This window comes from Brucella sp. LJL56 (genome assembly GCF_054871705.1).
On record NZ_JBTXLQ010000001.1, the window covers coordinates 1,782,199 to 1,799,710 of the forward strand.

The window sequence follows — 17,512 nt, forward strand, 5'->3', positions numbered from 1 at the left end:
TGGAGTTTATGATGATTGATGTAACGATCTACACGCGCACCGGTTGCCCTTATTGCAGCCGGGCCAAGGACCTTCTGACCCGCAAGGGTGTTGCCTTTAATGAAATCGATGCAGGCGCATCGCCGGAATTGCGCGCTGAAATGCAACAGCGTTCGGGGCGCAACACTTTCCCGCAGATTTTCGTCGGGTCCGTTCATGTCGGCGGATGCGATGATCTTTTCGCGCTGGACGATCAGGGCAAGCTGGACGGCCTGCTCAAGACTGGCGAATTGGCTTAAAATCTTAAGGGGGAGAAACCGATGAGCACGTTCCGCGCTGCTGCCGTACAGATGCGTTCCGGCACAGATGTTGTCCGCAATATCGAGGCTCTGGAGAAATTCGTCGCTGAAGCGGCAGCAAAAGGCGCGGCCTATGTACAATCGCCGGAAATGACCGGCGCGATGATGCGTGATCGTGCAGCCTTCAAGGCGAGCCTGCGTGACGAAGCCAACGATCTTGTTTTCAAGGCTGCTTCGGCATTGGCGGCGAAACACGGCATCTTCCTGCATATCGGTTCAACCGCTATCGATGCCGGAGACGGCAAGATTGCCAATCGCGCTGGAATTTTCACGCCTTCAGGTGAGAAGCTCGTAACCTATGACAAGATCCATATGTTCGATGTCGACCTCGACAATGGTGAAAGCTGGCGCGAATCGGCAACCTATGAGCCGGGCAAGGAAACCATTATTGCCGAACTGCCTTTTGCAAACTTCGGCATGGCGATCTGCTACGATATCCGTTTTCCGCAGCTTTTCCGCGCCCAGGCGCTTGCCGGTGCCAATGTGATCACCGGCCCGGCTGCCTTCACGAAACAGACAGGCGAGGCTCACTGGCATATCCTGCAGCGTGCGCGTGCCATCGAAAATGGTGCCTTCCTGATCTCTGCCGCGCAGGGCGGTCTGCATGAGGATGGACGCGAAACCTATGGTCACTCGATCATCGTTTCGCCGTGGGGTAAAATTCTCGCCGAAGCCGACCATGATGAACCGGGTGTCATTCTGGCCGACATCGACGTGGCGGAAAGCACGGCTGCGCGTGCCAAGATTCCGAACCTGAAGAATGCACGGGAGTTCGATATTCGGACTTGCTCGGCGAAACAGAAAGAGGGCGCGTAAATTCCATGATCCGCTTTTCGCTTCATTGCGATCAGGGCCATGAATTCGAGGGCTGGTTTCGCGACAATGCCGATTTCGACCGTCAGTCGGAAATGAAGCTTGTCGCTTGCCCGGTGTGCAATTCGCAAGCCGTCCAGAAATCGCTGATGGCCCCAGCCGTTTCAACAAGCCGTGGCAAGGAAAAGATTGCCATGACGCTGGGTGACACGCAGAAGCAGATACTGGATGAAATGCGGGAATTGAGCCGCAAGGTTCGAGAGAATGCCGATTATGTCGGCGACAAATTCGCCGAGGAAGCCAGGAAGATCCATTTCGGCGAAACCGAAACACGTGGTATCTACGGCGAAGCGTCGCGCGAGGATGTGCATTCGTTGCTTGAAGACGGTGTCGACGTTCTGCCGTTGCCGGTATTTCCAGAAGACAAGAACTGATTGCCGCATAGGAGACAGGGCGCATGAAGCTGACGGATTCTGCGCCTTTTTTGCTGATTGCAACCGGCACTTTGCTGGGCCTCATCCTGCCGCTCGGCAAGATCGCCGCGCAGGCCGGTATTCCGCCCGCGATATGGACATTTCTGTTCTCGGCGAGTGCCGGGATCATTCTGTTCGCTGTTCTTCGCCTGCAGGGAAAGAAGATCGGCTTTTCAGGCGGGCGGCTGCGTTATTATATCTGTACCGCGTTCATTTCCTATGCCGTACCCAATCTTCTTATTCTTTCTGCCATTCCGCGCCTTGGCGCGGGTTTTACCGGCATCATGTACACGCTCTCGCCGGTCATCACGCTTGTTCTGTCGATGGGGTTCGGACTGCGACGTCCCAATGCGCTTGGGATCGGCGGTATCGCTGCCGGATTTATTGGCGCGGTGATGGTGGCGATGACACGCGGCGAAGTGGGGAAGCCGGCCGACCCATTGTGGATCGCCGCTGCATTGCTCATTCCTGTGTTTCTCGCCATCGGCAATGTCTATCGCACGCTCGACTGGCCGAAGAACTCCGATCCGACCGAGCTTGCAGCCGGAAGCCATCTCGCATCAGCACTGATGCTTTTTGCTGGAATACTCATATTCACCGGCCAGTTTCCGATTGAAACACTTGCATTCGCGCCATGGGCTGCACTGGCCCAATCGATTGCGTCGGCTGGCATGTTCGCCCTGTTCTTCCGGTTACAGGCGGTTGGCGGGCCGGTCTATCTTAGCCAGATCGGCTATGTCGCAGCCGCACTGGGGCTTATTTCGGGAACACTGTTTCTCGGCGAACACTATCCGCCGCTGACCTGGATCGGGGCGCTGGTCATCTGCGCAGGCGTTGCCATGACAACGCGCGCGCAAAGAGGCTGATTGGATCAGGCGGGGCGTTCGGCAAGCACCATATAGTTCACATCGGTGTCGCGGGAGCGGCTCCAGCTGTCGGCCAGCGGATTATAGGTTACGCCAAGCTTGTCGATGAGACGCAGGCCGCCTTTCGCAAGTGCGGATTCGAGTTCTTCCGGGCGAACCAGCTTTTCATATTGATGAGTGCCGCGCGGCAGCCAGCGCAGGACATATTCCGCGCCGATGATTGCCAGACCGTAAGCCTTCAGCGTGCGGTTGATTGTGGCGACAAACATCAGTCCGCCGGGCTTTACCATTTCGCTCGTTGCCGACATGAACAGGTCAACGTCGGAGACGTGCTCGACCACTTCCATGTTGAGCACCACATCGAATTTTTCACCGGCTTCTGCCAATGCTTCCGCGGTGGTGGCACGGTAGTCGATCTCGACGCCGCTTTGTGCGGCGTGGATTTTTGCCACTTCGATATTTGTCGTGGAAGCATCTGCTCCGATCACGGTTGCGCCGAGGCGCGCCATCGGTTCGCAGAGAAGCCCGCCGCCGCAGCCGATATCAAGCAGGCGCAGGCCCTCGAATGGGTGCGGCGAGTTCGGATCGCGGTTGAACTTGGCGCAGATCTTTTCCTTGATATAGGCAAGCCGTGTCGGATTGAACTTGTGCAAGGGACGGAACTTGCCCTGCGGATTCCACCATTCCGCGGCGATGCGCGAAAAATGCTCGATTTCCGAAGCGTCGATGGTGGTACGGGCAGTCTCGGTCATTTCATTCTCCAGCGGCGGAAGCGTGCAGTTCTGCTCTCAAGGTAGTACTCCAAAGTCAAGGAACAAATCAATTTTGCTCTCAAGTGGCCCGATGCGAATCGCGGCCTTGCGGAAGCGCGACATATTAGCTATGTGACCCCGGGTTTGCCTGTCGCAACAATATAAGGTTTGGGCAGGTGAGAGTGAAATTTTTCTAAACAGCGGGACGTAACCTTAAATGGCGCGCATCGTGATGAAATTCGGCGGCACTTCGGTAGCTGATCTGGAACGCATCTATAATGTGGCGCGCCACGTCAAACGCGAGGTCGAGGCGGGCAATCAGGTTGCCGTCGTCGTTTCGGCCATGTCCGGCAAGACCAATGAATTGGTCGGCTGGGTGCAGAACATGCCGAAAGTCTGCGGTGCAAGCTCGCCTTTCTACGATGCCCGCGAATATGACACCATTGTCGCTTCCGGCGAGCAGGTAACGAGCGGCCTTCTGGCAATTGCGCTTCAGTCCATCGGCGTTGATGCGCGTTCGTGGCAGGGTTGGCAGATTCCGATCAAGACCGACAATGCCCATGGCGCGGCCCGTATTCAGGACATCGACGGCTCGGAAATCATCCGCCGCATGGAAATGGGACAGGTTGCGGTCGTTGCCGGTTTCCAGGGCATCGGGCCTGACAATCGCGTTGCAACGCTCGGGCGCGGCGGCTCGGACACGTCTGCCGTCGCCATTGCTGCCGGTGTGAAGGCCGATCGCTGCGATATTTATACGGATGTAGATGGCGTCTACACCACCGACCCGCGCGTGGAGCCGAAGGCAAAGCGTCTTTCTAAGATTTCCTTCGAGGAAATGCTGGAAATGGCATCGCTTGGTGCCAAGGTTCTGCAGGTGCGTTCGGTTGAACTCGCCATGGTGCACAAGGTGCGCACTTTCGTGCGCTCGAGCTTTACGGACCCAGATGCGCCGGGCATGGGTGATCCGATCAACCCGCCCGGAACCCTTATTTGCGACGAGGATGAAATCGTGGAACAGCAGGTCGTCACAGGTATCGCCTTTGCGAAGGATGAAGCTCAGATCTCGCTGCGACGCGTGGCCGACAGGCCGGGCGTTTCGGCAGCAATTTTCGGACCGCTCGCCGAAGAGCACATCAATGTCGACATGATCGTGCAGAACGTGTCGGAGGACGGCTCCAAGACCGACATGACCTTCACCATTCCGACCGGTGACGTCGACAAGTCACTGAAGGTGCTGGACAAAGTCAAGGGTGAAATCGGCTTCGACAATATCCAGTCTGAAACGGGCCTCGCCAAGATTTCGGTCATCGGCATTGGTATGCGCAGCCATGCGGGCGTTGCCGCCACGGCCTTCAAGGCGCTGGCCGAAAAGGGCATCAATATCCGCGCCATTACGACGTCTGAAATCAAGATTTCGATCCTGATCGACGGCCCTTATGCCGAACTGGCCGTGCGTACGTTGCACGCTGTCTACGGCCTCGACAAGTAACCAGCCGGTTCACATTCCGTTTTGAAGCAGAGTTGTATGCCGGGCCGCGTATCCGAAAGGGTGCGCGGCCCTGCAACATTTTGCGAGCAGCGACTATTTGTTCTGGACGCGCGTGTCAAAAATGCTCACAAAGGGATTGGCGTAACGCTTCGCGGGCGGGTATTGGGAATCGGCTGGCGGAACGCACGTCAGCAATTGTGAAGGAGCCCCCGACGATCATGCGTGAGCTGACAACCGGTCCCCGCGTACTGCTGAAGCGGTTGCGCGAATTGATGGCAGAGCCGCTGGAACCGCAGGCGCGCCTCGACCGGATCGTTCGCGAAATCGCACAGAACATGGTCGCCGAAGTCTGCTCCTTCTACATATTGCGTGCCGATGGCGTTCTCGAACTCTATGCCACTGAAGGTCTCAACCCGCAGGCAGTCCACCTTGCCCAGCTTCGCCTCGGTCAGGGTCTGGTCGGCACGATTGCAGCGAGTGCCCGCCCTCTCAATCTGACAGATGCGCAGAGCCATCCGGCCTTCGCCTATCTGCCGGAAACAGGTGAAGAAGCCTATAATTCCTTCCTCGGCGTTCCCGTTCTGCGCGCTGGCCGCACTTTGGGCGTTCTTGTCGTCCAGAACAAGACCAAGCGGGCTTATCGGGAAGACGAGGTTGAAGCGCTTGAAACCACGGCTATGGTCCTTGCCGAAATCATCGCGACCGGTGACGGTCTGCGTCTGGCACGTCCGGGCATAGAGCTTGATCTCGGTCGCCCGATGAGCGTGACAGGACAGGCTTTCAACGACGGTATCGGCCTTGGCCATGTGGTGCTGCATGAGCCGCGCATCGTCGTCACCAATCTTTTCAACGAGGACAGTCAGGCGGAACTCAACCGGCTCGACGAAGCGCTTGGCAGCTTGCGCATATCCATCGATGACATGCTGTCGCGCCGCGATGTGGCGGCGGAGGGCGAGCATCGCGAAGTGCTCGAAGCCTATCGCATGTTTGCCCATGATCGCGGCTGGGTGCGGCGTCTGGAAGAAGCCATTCACAACGGTCTGACTGCCGAAGCGGCGGTCGAGAAGGTGCAGAGCGACACACGTGCGCGCATGGTGCATCTGACCGATCCCTATATGCGCGAGCGCCTGTCGGATTTCGATGATCTCGCGAACCGTCTGCTGCGCCAGCTCATGGGGCGCGATATCAAGACCATTGCCGAATCGCTGGTCAAGGATGCGATCATCGTCGCCCGCTCCATGGGAGCTGCCGAACTCCTGGATTATCCGCGCGAACGCTTGCGCGGTGTCGTTCTGGAAGACGGTGCTGCCACGAGCCACGTTGTGATTGTCGCCCGCGCGATGGGTATTCCGGTGGTCGGCCAGGCCAAGGGCATTGTATCGATGGCCGAAAACAACGATGCGGCAATTGTCGATGGTGATGAAGGCATCATGCATCTGCGTCCGCAGTCAGATCTGGAAACGGCTTATGCCGAAAAGGTTCGGTTCCGGGCGCGGCGTCAGGCCCATTACCGTGAGCTGCGGGACAAGCCATCTGTCACCAAGGATGGCGTCGATATCTCGCTTCTGATGAATGCTGGGCTTCTTGTCGATCTGCCGCAATTGTCGGCGTCCGGTGCGGCGGGGATCGGCCTCTTTCGCACTGAACTTCAGTTCATGGTCGCCTCGACATTTCCGCGTGCCGAGCAGCAGGAACGCCTCTATCGCTCGGTTATCGAGGCTGCCGGTGACAAGCCGGTGACTTTCCGGACGCTGGATATTGGTGGAGACAAGGTTCTCCCTTATTTCAGTTCGACCGTACAGGAAGAAAATCCGGCACTCGGCTGGCGGGCCATCCGTCTGACGCTCGACCGTCCGGGGCTACTGCGCACCCAGCTAAGGGCGCTTTTGAAGGCGGCGGGCGGCCGTGAGTTGAAAATCCTGCTGCCGATGATTACGGAAGTCAGCGAAGTGAAGGCCGCACGCGAGATCATCGATCGTGAGGTCCGTCACCTGTCGCGGTTCGCCCATCAGTTGCCGATGTGTCTGAAATTGGGAGCGATGATCGAGGTGCCGTCGCTGCTGTGGCAGCTTGAGGAACTGATGTCGCTCGTCGATTTCATCTCCGTCGGTTCAAATGATCTGTTCCAGTTTCTGATGGCGACGGATCGTGGCAACTCGTTGATGTCGGGTCGCTTCGACCAGCTTTCACCTGCATTCCTGCGGGCACTGCGCTTCATCGTGGAAACCGGGAATCGCCACGGCAAATCGGTTACCCTATGCGGTGAAATGGCCAGCAGGCCGCTTCCAGCCATGGCGCTGGTGGGCATCGGGTTTCGGTCGATCTCGATGTCTGCGGCGGCAATCGGCCCGGTCAAGGCCATGCTCGATGCGCTGGACGCGGGCAAGCTTACGGCCTTGCTGGCGGAAGAGCTGGACAAGCCGAACAGCGCGCATTCATTGCGTGAACTGTTGATGAGATTTGCCGAAGACAACGATATTCCGTTATAGCGAAGCAGATTGATCTGACCGAACGGTCGCGGTGCAGGATTGCGCGGCGTTTCGTTTTGCATTCTTGCACGCCGCTGACAAATTTTAGGACATGACATGATCGCATTGCCGCAGGACCGGATGGACCAGCTCTTGAAGCGGTTCTCGATGATCGAAAGCCAGATGGCCAATAATCCGGATTCGGAAACCTATGTGAAGCTCGCATCTGAATATTCCGAGTTGCAGGAGGTAGTCGGCAAGATTCGCGAACTGACGGACGCCCGCAAGGAAGCAGTTGATCTGGCGGCCATGCGTGACGATGCCTCTACGGATGCGGAGATGCGCGCACTGGCGCTGGAAGAACTGCCGGAAGTCGAAAAGCGCATCGAGACGCTTGAGCAGGAAGTCCAGATTTTGCTCTTGCCGAAAGACGCCGCCGACGAGAAAAATGCTATTCTCGAAATTCGCGCCGGTACCGGCGGTCTTGAAGCGGCTCTGTTCGCCGGTGACCTGTTCCGCATGTATGAGCGTTATGCCGCCGAAAAAGGCTGGCGGGTCGAGCTGGTCTCGGCCAGCGAAGGCGATGCCGGTGGTTACAAGGAAATCATCGCCACAGTTTCCGGCAAGGGCGTATTCTCCAAGCTCAAGTTCGAATCGGGTGTGCACCGTGTGCAGCGCGTGCCTGAAACGGAAGCGGGTGGCCGTATTCACACCTCGGCTGCAACCGTCGCAGTCCTGCCTGAGGCTGAGGATATCGATATCGAGATTCGCAACGAAGATATCCGCATCGATACGATGCGGGCTTCGGGCGCAGGGGGGCAGCACGTCAATACGACCGACTCGGCCGTGCGTATTACCCACATTCCGACCGGCATTATGGTCGTTCAGGCAGAAAAGTCCCAACACCAGAACCGTGCACGCGCCATGCAGATTTTGCGGGCGCGCCTCTACGACATGGAGCGCCAGAAGGCGGATACCGAACGTTCGGAATCGCGGCGCAGCCAGGTTGGATCGGGCGACCGCTCCGAGCGTATCCGCACTTATAATTTTCCGCAGGGGCGCGTCACCGATCATCGCATCAATCTGACGCTCTACAAGCTCGATCGGGTCATGGAAGGCGATCTGGACGAACTGGTCGATGCGCTGATTTCCGATCACCAGACCGCACTCCTGACCGAGCTGGGCGCCTGAGCGTGAGCGGCGAACGCCTCGACATACTGTTGAGCGCCGCCCGGAAGCAGCTTCGGGACGTCGGGCTCGATACACCCGATCTCGACGCGCGGCTTCTGGTCGAATGGGCGACGGGCAAAACGCGGCTCGATCTGATTTCCGCGCCTGAGCAACTGATAGATTCTGAGGCCGTCGAGAAACTATACGATGCGCTGGATCGGCGCGTGAAGGGAGAGCCGGTCCACCGGATCATGGGGGCTCGCGATTTTTTCGGCCTGTCTTTTCGGCTTTCTGCAGAGACGCTCGAACCGCGTCCTGATACGGAAGTGCTGGTGGAGCTGGTCATTCCGACTTTGGAAGCACTCGCAGCAAAGACGAGCACGCTTGAACTGCTCGATATGGGAACAGGAACGGGCGCTATCATCATCTCGCTTTTGCACCATTTCGAGCGCGCGCACGGCATCGGTCTCGATATGGCGGAAGGTGCGCTTGCGATGGCGCGAATCAATGCAACCGCCAATGGGGTGGGCGACCGCTTTGCGGCGCTCAGAAGCGACTGGTTCGAAAATGTGTGCGGGCGGTTTCATCTCATTGTCTCAAACCCGCCCTATATTCCGTATGAAGACATCGCGGGATTGTCGCGCGAAGTGCGCGAACACGATCCGCTTGCCGCACTTGATGGCGGCACTGACGGACTGAATTTTTACAGGGCCCTTGCGCAGAAGGCAGCAGATCACCTATATAAGAATGGAATGGTTGCCGTGGAAATTGGCGCCGGACAATTCCAGGATGTTGAGGCGCTTTTTGAAAGCGCAGGTTTTTCTCTCGCAGGAGATGCGAGTGATCTTGGCGGCCACAGAAGGGCCATGCTTTTCGCGCACAAGTAAAATACGTAATTTTGATGCGGTGAACCGCTAAAAAACACTTGGAATTTGCGGCGAAGCCGTTTAGTTTCCGGCCACCGTATACAGCCAGAATGGTTTTGCCCGCTGATGGGCGGTGGCGGAAATGCTCCATGACGATTTTTGGTCATGCTCCCCGGAGGGTTCTTTGGGGATGGCTTGTGCGGAAGTACACGACTTTCAAGCATAATCTCGAAGAGCAAGCTTTTCGGAATGGTTATGCATTAATGCAACCGCGGAGTTTCGGTGACCTGCAGAGGTGTACCTAACTCAGGAGCAGTCGATTTGTGGGAAGTTTTTAGGGCGTACTTCCTCCATGGCTCGATAGCGTGAAACCGGCAGCTTTTTTGGCTGGGAGTTTCTACGCCCTTTAATCTGAAAAGAGATGAATATGAGGCCAGCACAGCAGAACAGGCGCATGCGCGGACGGGGCAATAACAATAACAATAATAACAACAACAACCGCAAGGGCCCCAATCCTCTGTCGCGCAATTACGAAAGCAATGGCCCGGATGTGAAGATCCGTGGCAATGCGCAACATATTGCAGAAAAATACTCGGCACTTGCGCGAGACGCACAGGCATCTGGCGATCGCGTGATAGCAGAAAACTATCTTCAGCACGCTGAACATTACAATCGCATCATCATGGCTGCCATGGCGCAGAATCCGGTGCCGTTCCAGCGCGAGGAAACTTTCGACGATGACGGTGCGGAAGAGGAGGAAGCAGGCTTCACGCCTGCCGTCGCACAGCAGCCAGTCAATGGATCTGGCCCACAACCGGTTATCGAAGGGACGCCTGCCGAGGTTGTCTACGGTGAAGATGGCGGTGAGCCAGTAAAGTCCGGCGAAGGTCGCCAGCAGCCGCGCGAACGCGACAATCGTGATCGTCGTCTTGGTCGTGGCCGCCGTCCGCAGCGCGAGCGTTTTAACGCCGACGAGCGTTCCGACGAACAGCCGCAGGAAAAGCAAGCTCAGCCGGTGGCTGAAGATATTGCTGCTCCGGCCGAGGTTGTTGTCGAGCAGACAGCACCGGTGGCCGTCGAGGCCGCTCCTGTCGCTGATGCTGCTCCTGCCGATGAAGCCGCACCACGTCGCGCCACGCGCCGTCCCGGCCGTCCGCGCCGTGCCGCCAAGGACAGCGGCGACGAGACGCCGGTAACGGAACCTGCGAATTCCGACGCTTAAAAACGTCTCCTCTGGATCGAGTTCAAAATGGCGCGGTTTCCGCGCCATTTTTATTTGATTTTGCAAGTGCATGTGACCCTTGCCGAAACCCGGCGATGGTCCCATATGCTGTACTGGAAAAGGAGCCTGCCCATTGCGGGGGCTTCGTCACCATACATCTTCTGGCGCCGCATGACGGGCCGGAAGGCAAAGGAGACATTTATGAACATTGAAAAATATACGGAACGCGTCCGGGGCTTTATCCAGTCTGCACAGACTTTCGCGCTGTCATCCGGCAACCAGCAATTTACGCCGGAACACGTGCTGAAGGTTCTCGTCGATGATGACGAAGGACTTGCCACATCTTTGGTCGAACGCGCAGGCGGACGGATTGCTGATGTGCGCATCGGCTTGCAGAACGCGCTCGAAAAGCTGCCCAAAGTGTCGGGCGGCAACGATCAGCTTTATCTGTCGCAGCCGCTTGCCAAGGTCTTCTCGCTTGCCGAGGAGCTTGCCAGCAAGGCCGGTGACAGCTTCGTCACCGTCGAGCGTCTTCTGATGGCGCTGGCGATGGAAAAATCCGCAAAGACGTCTGAAATTCTGTCCGCTGCCGGTGTGACCCCGACAGCGCTCAACAAGGTCATAAACGATATGCGCAAAGGCCGCACCGCCGATTCGGCGTCCGCTGAAAGCAATTATGATGCGTTGAAGAAATATGCCCGCGATCTGACCGAGGATGCGCGTGCAGGCAAACTCGACCCTGTGATCGGTCGCGACGAGGAAATCCGCCGTACGATTCAGGTTCTGTCGCGTCGCACCAAGAACAATCCGGTTCTGATCGGTGAGCCGGGCGTCGGCAAGACCGCAATCGCGGAAGGTTTGGCGCTTCGCATCGTCAATGGCGACGTGCCTGAATCCTTGAAGGACAAGCAGTTGATGGCGCTCGACATGGGCGCGCTGATTGCCGGTGCCAAATATCGCGGCGAGTTCGAAGAGCGTCTGAAAGCAGTACTTTCGGAAGTGCAGACGGCTGCCGGCCAGATCATCCTCTTCATCGATGAGATGCACACGCTTGTCGGTGCAGGCAAATCCGATGGCGCGATGGATGCTTCGAACCTGTTGAAGCCTGCCCTTGCACGTGGCGAACTGCACTGCGTCGGCGCAACGACGCTGGAAGAATACCGCAAGTATGTCGAGAAGGACGCAGCGCTTGCACGTCGTTTTCAGCCGGTATTTGTCAATGAACCGACCGTCGAGGATACGATTTCGATTCTGCGCGGCCTGAAGGAAAAATACGAGCAGCACCACAAGGTGCGTGTTTCGGATTCTGCTCTGGTTGCTGCGGCAACCTTGTCGAACCGTTATATCACTGACCGCTTCCTGCCCGACAAGGCGATTGATCTCGTTGATGAGGCCGCATCGCGCCTGCGCATGCAGGTGGATTCCAAGCCGGAAGAACTGGACGAAATCGATCGTCGCGTGATGCAGCTCAAAATCGAGCGCGAAGCGCTGAAGGTTGAAACCGATACGGCGTCCAGGGATCGTCTGCAGCGTCTTGAAAAAGAACTGATCGATCTGGAAGAAGAATCGGCGGAATTGACCTCGAAGTGGCAGGCTGAAAAGCAGAAGCTTGGACTTGCCGCCGATCTCAAGCGCCAGCTTGAAGAGGCGCGCAATGCTCTCGCCATCGCACAACGTAGCGGGGAGTTTCAGAAGGCGGGCGAACTTGCCTATGGCAAGATTCCGCAGCTTGAAAAGCAGCTTGTCGAAGCGGAAAGCCAGGAAAACAAGGGTTCTCTGCTGGAGGAAACCGTTACACCTGACCACGTGGCGCAGATTATTTCGCGCTGGACCGGTATTCCGGTCGACCGGATGCTGGAGGGCGAGCGTGAGAAGCTGTTGCGTATGGAAGATGAACTTGCGAAGCGGGTCGTCGGGCAGGGTGAGGCGGTGCAGGCCATCTCGAAGGCCGTTCGCCGCGCACGTGCCGGGCTTCAGGATCCCAACAGGCCTATCGGTTCGTTTATCTTCCTGGGCCCCACGGGCGTCGGCAAGACGGAACTGACCAAGGCATTGGCTTCGTTCCTGTTCCAGGACGACACGGCCATGGTGCGCATCGACATGTCGGAATTCATGGAAAAGCATTCCGTGAGCCGGCTGATCGGCGCACCTCCCGGCTATGTCGGCTACGAAGAAGGCGGTGTTCTGACGGAGGCCGTGCGCCGCAGGCCGTATCAAGTGATCCTGTTCGATGAGATCGAAAAAGCGCATCCTGATGTGTTCAACGTGCTGTTGCAGGTACTGGATGACGGACGCCTGACCGACGGGCAGGGCCGCACGGTCGATTTCCGCAATACGGTCATCATCATGACCTCGAATCTCGGTGCCGAATATCTCGTCAATCTTGGTGAGAAGGACGATGTCGAATCGGTTCGTGATGAAGTGATGGGCGTGGTGCGTGCTGCCTTCCGTCCGGAATTCCTGAACCGTGTCGATGAAATCATCCTGTTCCACCGGCTGCGCCGCGAAGATATGGGTGTGATTGTCGATATTCAGATGCAGCGTCTTCAGATGCTTCTGAGCGATCGCAAGATCGCGTTGCAGCTTGAAGAAGATGCACGCGAATGGCTGGCCAACAAGGGCTACGACCCGGCTTATGGTGCACGTCCGTTGAAGCGTGTCATTCAGAAGGAAGTTCAGGATCCGCTCGCTGAGCGTATTCTTCTGGGCGATATTCTGGATGGCTCCATCGTCAAGATTACTGCTGGTTCGGACAGGCTCAACTTCCGTCCGATTCGCGGTGCGCTTGAGGACGAAGGCCAGAAGGTCGACGAAAACGCTTGAATGAGCATGAGTTGAAAGCTTTGGGTGTCGCAACCGGATAGGTTGCGGCGCCTTTTTCATGTTTGGCCTGACAAGTTTTCCGGCTTTCCTTTGATATCGGCCATTTTCATGTCCAGTTCATCTGGCATCTGCTTTATCAGCTAATCAGTTATTAACCATATTCGCGGCATCCATGATCTTTCGATCACCCAGGGCATTCTTCATGGCGCATTCCACACGCATGCTTCGTTTCGCTTTGTTTGCTTCCGTCGCGGTAACCGCCGTCGACGGTAAAGCGCGCGCAGAGGAAGGCAATTCTGCGACGGCTGCCGAACGCCCGGTACAGCTTGCGCAGCTTTATGATCCGGGTGAAGAAATCTATCATGATCGCCGGGTGCGGGTCTTTATCGACCAGTATGGCCGTCGCGTTACCATGGATCGTCGCGGGCGTATTCTCAGTGTCGAGGACGCCAATAATTATGATCCTAACGCCTATGACCGTCGGGTTCGCCGTGCGCCGCAGCCAGACGACAACTGGACGCTCGATGGTCCGGTCGATGGTGGCGCGCCCTATGATGGCTTTGGCAACGTGCCTGAAGATCCGAACTATTACCCGGATGCTCCGGCGGCACCGCAATATGGCGGTAACCGGGATGGACAGGTACAGCGCTCGGAATTGCCTCCGGCAGGCGATCAATATCCTGACAATACCGACACGAATTCAGCCAGCGCTAATCCCGGCTATGACGGGCGGCAGGATTACGGCCAGCCGGGTTATGAGCAGCCAAGGGGTGTTCCAAATCCCAGCGATATGGCTCCGGCCATTGAAATGCCGAAAGGGCAGGGCGCAAAGGCAAAGATTGCAGCCTATCAGATTCTTCTCGACCGTGCCGGTGCGTCGCCGGGCGTCATCGACGGTCGTTCGGGAAGCAATGTCGACAAGGCTGCTGCTGCCTATGGCGAGTTGACCGGAAAGTCGATCAACCCGACAGACGAAGCGGCCGTCAATGCCGAACTTGAAGCCACAGGCGGCCCGGCCTTCTCGGAATACACGATCACCAACGAGGATGTCGGGCGGCAATATGTTGCCTCCATTCCGGAAGATTACGCCCACAAGGCGCAGCTTCCCGCCATGGCCTATACGTCGGTGACCGAAATGCTGGGCGAAAAATTCCACATAGACGAGACCTATCTGAAAGAGATCAATCCGGGCGTGAACTTCAACCAGCCCGGTTCGATCGTGAAGATTCCCAATCTCGGTAAGCCGGTTCGGGCCAAGGTCGCCCGTATCATCGCCGACAAGGGGCGCAAGCAGGTTCGCGGCTATGATGAAACCGGCAAGCTGGTCGTTGCCTATCCTTCAACCATCGGCTCGTCGGACAATCCTTCACCATCCGGCATCGTTCAGGTTGAGCGCATCGCGATCAATCCGAATTATACCTATAATCCAAAGATCAACTTCAAGCAGGGTAACAACGACAAGGTGCTGACCATCCCGCCAGGGCCGAACGGGCCGGTCGGCACGGTTTGGATTGCGCTTTCAAAACCTACTTACGGCATTCACGGCACACCGGAACCGTCGAGAATTGGCAAGACATCGAGCCATGGCTGTGTGCGATTGACCAACTGGGATGCTGAAGAGCTGGCAAAGCTGGTGAAGGCTGGCGTAACGGTCGAGTTCGCTGAGTAAGTCTAACGACATCCTTCAAATAAAAAGCCGGGAATTTTTTGCCCGGCTTTTTCTGTATCAGCTCTTGGTCGATCCGTTCGAGGCAAGCTTGGTACCGTTTTCATCGCTGTTCAAAAGCGTGTCGATGCGGTCCCGTTCCTGCTTGAAGGCTTCGAGCTCCTTGCCGGAAAGTGCCTTATTGTCCGGAAGGCGGATGCGTAGAGGATCGACCTTGGTGCCGTTCACGATCAGCTCGTAGTGAAGATGAGGACCGGTCGACAGACCTGTCGATCCCACATAGCCAATCACCTGTCCCTGCCGGACACGTGCACCGGCTGTAACACCGCGAGCGATTGCATTCTGGTGATTGTAGCTGCTCACATAACCATTGGCGTGGCGAAGCAAGGTCTGGTTGCCGTAACCGTTGGTCCAACCGGCCTTTTCCACCACGCCATTACCGGACGCGATGATCGGCGTGCCGCGCGGTGCTGCCCAGTCGACCCCGGTATGCATGCGGCTATAGCCAAGGATCGGATGGCGGCGCATGCCGAACGGTGAGCGGAAGACACCATTGGGAACCGGATTGCGCAGCAGGAACTGTTTTGCGCTTTTGCCGTCGCCATTGAAATAATCGACGCTGCCGTCCGGGGCCTGATAGCGATAGAATTTGCGGGTTGTTCCACCGAAATTGGCGGCAATGTAAAGAAGCTGCGAATCGGCTTCCGGCTTGTCGGGATCGTCCGGCAGCGAGAAGAAGGCGTCGATCTGGTCGCTCGGCGACAGTCGCGACTGCAGGTCGACATCGCTTGCGAGCATCTTGATGAGCTGTTCGCGCATTGTCTCCGACATGCCGTAGGCAAGTGCAGCCCGGCTGATCCCGTCATAGACGCTGGGAAGATTGCCCCGAATTGCCGTCGGCAGGGCATTGCCATCGAAAGCGGTCTGCAGGAGCGGGGTCTGCTCCGGTTCGTCTGACGGAATATACTGCCCGCGGTCGTTGAGCGCGACCGTCACCAGATGCGTGGTGCGATTATAGATGCTTGCTCGCACGATACGGTCAACGCCATCACGGGTCTCGGTGCCGACACGCAGAACGCTGCCTTCCTTGAGGCGGGGCGAGTTCATCAGCTTGGTGAGCGAATCGGCCATGTTCCCGGCATCGTCGCCCGTATAGCCGGCGTCTTCGAGCGCCTGCGCGATTTCGGCTGTCTGGCGGAACGGGATCAATTCTTCCGAAAAGCCTTCGCCAACCGTTTCGTCATCGCCGCGCTGTGCGACACTGACATTCTCCTGAGTAATCTTCACACCGAGCGCCGGGCCAAGTGCGAACGGAGAATCCGTACCGCCGAAACGGGCAGGATCGACATAATGAAGCGAGGCTACCTGCACGTCACCGTCAGTCAGTAGACCGCCAGTATCACGCACGACCTTTTCGACCTCGTCGACAGTAAGGTCGCTGGAAGCGTCGAATGTGGTGCTGTTCATCGGAAAGTCGACGACCTGCAGGCTGACTTCGCTTTCGACCTTCGCGCCGTAAATCTGACCGGCATCGGTAGGTTGTGGAGCCGCTGGTCCCTCCGAGAACACGGTCAGGGCATTGAACGCCGGATATTTGCGGTTGGTTGGATGATCGACAGCCAGAGCCATGCGAACAAATTCGAACGGTCGCGTCCGGATGACTTCACGCTCGCCCACTTTTTGCATGGTAGAAAGATCAAAGCGACGCCGGTCTCGTGCCTTTTGCTGGGAAACGGTGCTGACAATGCGCCCACCCTTTATAATGGCGGCGTCGTCAATCACACCAGGCATGTCGTTCCGGGCAAGAATTTCAGGCGGCGTGGCCAACTGTTCGCGCCCGTCGAGTGCAGCAAACAAAGCGACGCCGATCAGCATGCAGGATGTAACGCCGGTCAGAAACGTACCGGCGAGCCAGCGAGCGGAAACTTCGCGACGATCAGGCGGTCGCCGCCGTCCGCCTACGCTAAGCGGGGGCTCGTCACCCGGATCGAGATTGTTCGGCCCCATCTCTTTCATACTGCTATAGCCGGCCCTTCTTCAAAAAACTGACTGCACAAAACGTGCTTGAAATCATTTGTCGGAAAAGCGGATGAGCCGCCAATCCGGTGCTAAGGTGTCTTCCATCCTGTCGGAAGGCTCCCAAACGGGCATGTGAGTTTTGCCTGTCGAAGAAACGTAAGTCAACGACAAGCCTGCCGGACCAGGATTTCCACAGCGGCTCGCAAGCCGTGGTTTATTGCCAGTGTTGAAAGTATCCGGAAACTATTTGGGTAATGAGGCCGGTTTATGGCCCTCCCAACTGCGCACGGTGCATCGAGCGCGCTATAATATAAGGTAAATACGTGGAAATCCGACGGCTTGTGGAAAGCTGTCAAAAAAACATCAAAAAACTTCGCTGTCACTGTTGACAGGTACGAGGGGTCGCCCCTATATAGCCCACACAACGAGGGCGGCGACGCTGCTAGCGGCAGGTTGGTTCGTCCGTTGAGTTGGTTGATTGGGTTTGGCGGTGACGTTGGATTTGGTTGGCTGGCGGCATTGACGGGATGAGAGTTCTGTTGATGTA

Annotated in this window: 13 protein-coding genes; 11 read left to right on the top strand and 2 right to left on the bottom strand. The window is 57.3% G+C overall.

Annotated elements, in window-relative coordinates:
- Positions 1-11: 11 nt before the first annotated feature.
- The 4 genes from grxC to ACYSN1_RS08590 are packed head-to-tail and all read left to right on the top strand — an operon-like array spanning position 12 to position 2,490.
- Complete coding sequence (gene grxC, locus ACYSN1_RS08575) at positions 12-278, top strand: glutaredoxin 3 (protein ID WP_461725306.1); 267 nt, start codon at positions 12-14, stop codon at positions 276-278.
- A 21-nt stretch (positions 279-299) separates the two neighbouring features.
- The gene (locus tag ACYSN1_RS08580; RefSeq protein WP_461725223.1) at positions 300-1,154 is read left to right on the top strand and encodes a carbon-nitrogen hydrolase family protein; all 855 of its coding nucleotides are present in this window, start codon (positions 300-302) and stop codon (positions 1,152-1,154) included.
- A 5-nt stretch (positions 1,155-1,159) separates the two neighbouring features.
- Complete coding sequence (locus tag ACYSN1_RS08585) at positions 1,160-1,585, top strand: DUF1178 family protein (protein WP_461725224.1); 426 nt, start codon at positions 1,160-1,162, stop codon at positions 1,583-1,585.
- A gap of 23 nt (positions 1,586-1,608) precedes the next feature.
- Positions 1,609-2,490, top strand: a complete 882-nt coding sequence (locus ACYSN1_RS08590; RefSeq protein ID WP_461725225.1) for a DMT family transporter — start codon at positions 1,609-1,611, stop codon at positions 2,488-2,490.
- 5 nt (positions 2,491-2,495) lie between these two features.
- On the opposite strand, the gene ubiG is transcribed toward ACYSN1_RS08590, so the two are convergent.
- Positions 2,496-3,242 carry a bifunctional 2-polyprenyl-6-hydroxyphenol methylase/3-demethylubiquinol 3-O-methyltransferase UbiG gene (ubiG, locus tag ACYSN1_RS08595; RefSeq protein WP_461725226.1) on the bottom strand — a complete coding sequence of 249 codons (747 nt, stop codon included), beginning with the start codon at positions 3,240-3,242 and terminating at the stop codon, positions 2,496-2,498.
- Between the two features lie 217 nt (positions 3,243-3,459).
- On the opposite strand from ubiG, the gene ACYSN1_RS08600 reads away from it, so the two are divergent.
- The 7 genes from ACYSN1_RS08600 to ACYSN1_RS08630 all read left to right on the top strand — a co-directional run bounded on the left by ACYSN1_RS08600 (position 3,460) and on the right by ACYSN1_RS08630 (position 14,949).
- Positions 3,460-4,731, top strand: coding sequence for an aspartate kinase (locus tag ACYSN1_RS08600; protein WP_461725227.1), 1,272 nt, complete (start codon positions 3,460-3,462; stop codon positions 4,729-4,731).
- Positions 4,732-4,949: 218 nt separating this feature from the next.
- Entirely contained in the window at positions 4,950-7,220 is a 2,271-nt protein-coding gene (gene ptsP, locus ACYSN1_RS08605) for a phosphoenolpyruvate--protein phosphotransferase (RefSeq protein WP_061344453.1), read from the top strand.
- A gap of 96 nt (positions 7,221-7,316) precedes the next feature.
- A complete protein-coding gene (prfA, locus tag ACYSN1_RS08610; RefSeq protein WP_461725228.1) occupies positions 7,317-8,390 on the top strand; it encodes a peptide chain release factor 1 in 1,074 nt (357 codons plus the stop codon).
- 2 nt (positions 8,391-8,392) lie between these two features.
- Positions 8,393-9,256, top strand: a complete 864-nt coding sequence (gene prmC / locus ACYSN1_RS08615; protein ID WP_461725229.1) for a peptide chain release factor N(5)-glutamine methyltransferase — start codon at positions 8,393-8,395, stop codon at positions 9,254-9,256.
- Positions 9,257-9,662: 406 nt separating this feature from the next.
- Positions 9,663-10,457 (top strand): DUF4167 domain-containing protein, encoded by a 795-nt coding sequence (locus ACYSN1_RS08620; protein ID WP_461725230.1) that lies wholly within the window; start codon positions 9,663-9,665, stop codon positions 10,455-10,457.
- 201 nt (positions 10,458-10,658) lie between these two features.
- Positions 10,659-13,280, top strand: a complete 2,622-nt coding sequence (clpB, locus tag ACYSN1_RS08625) for an ATP-dependent chaperone ClpB (RefSeq protein WP_461725231.1) — start codon at positions 10,659-10,661, stop codon at positions 13,278-13,280.
- 202 nt (positions 13,281-13,482) lie between these two features.
- Positions 13,483-14,949 carry a L,D-transpeptidase gene (locus ACYSN1_RS08630; protein ID WP_461725232.1) on the top strand — a complete coding sequence of 489 codons (1,467 nt, stop codon included), beginning with the start codon at positions 13,483-13,485 and terminating at the stop codon, positions 14,947-14,949.
- Between the two features lie 57 nt (positions 14,950-15,006).
- Here the strand turns inward: ACYSN1_RS08630 and ACYSN1_RS08635 are convergent, their stop codons facing one another.
- Positions 15,007-16,962, bottom strand: coding sequence for a M23 family metallopeptidase (locus ACYSN1_RS08635; protein WP_461725233.1), 1,956 nt, complete (start codon positions 16,960-16,962; stop codon positions 15,007-15,009).
- Positions 16,963-17,512: the final 550 nt, after the last annotated feature.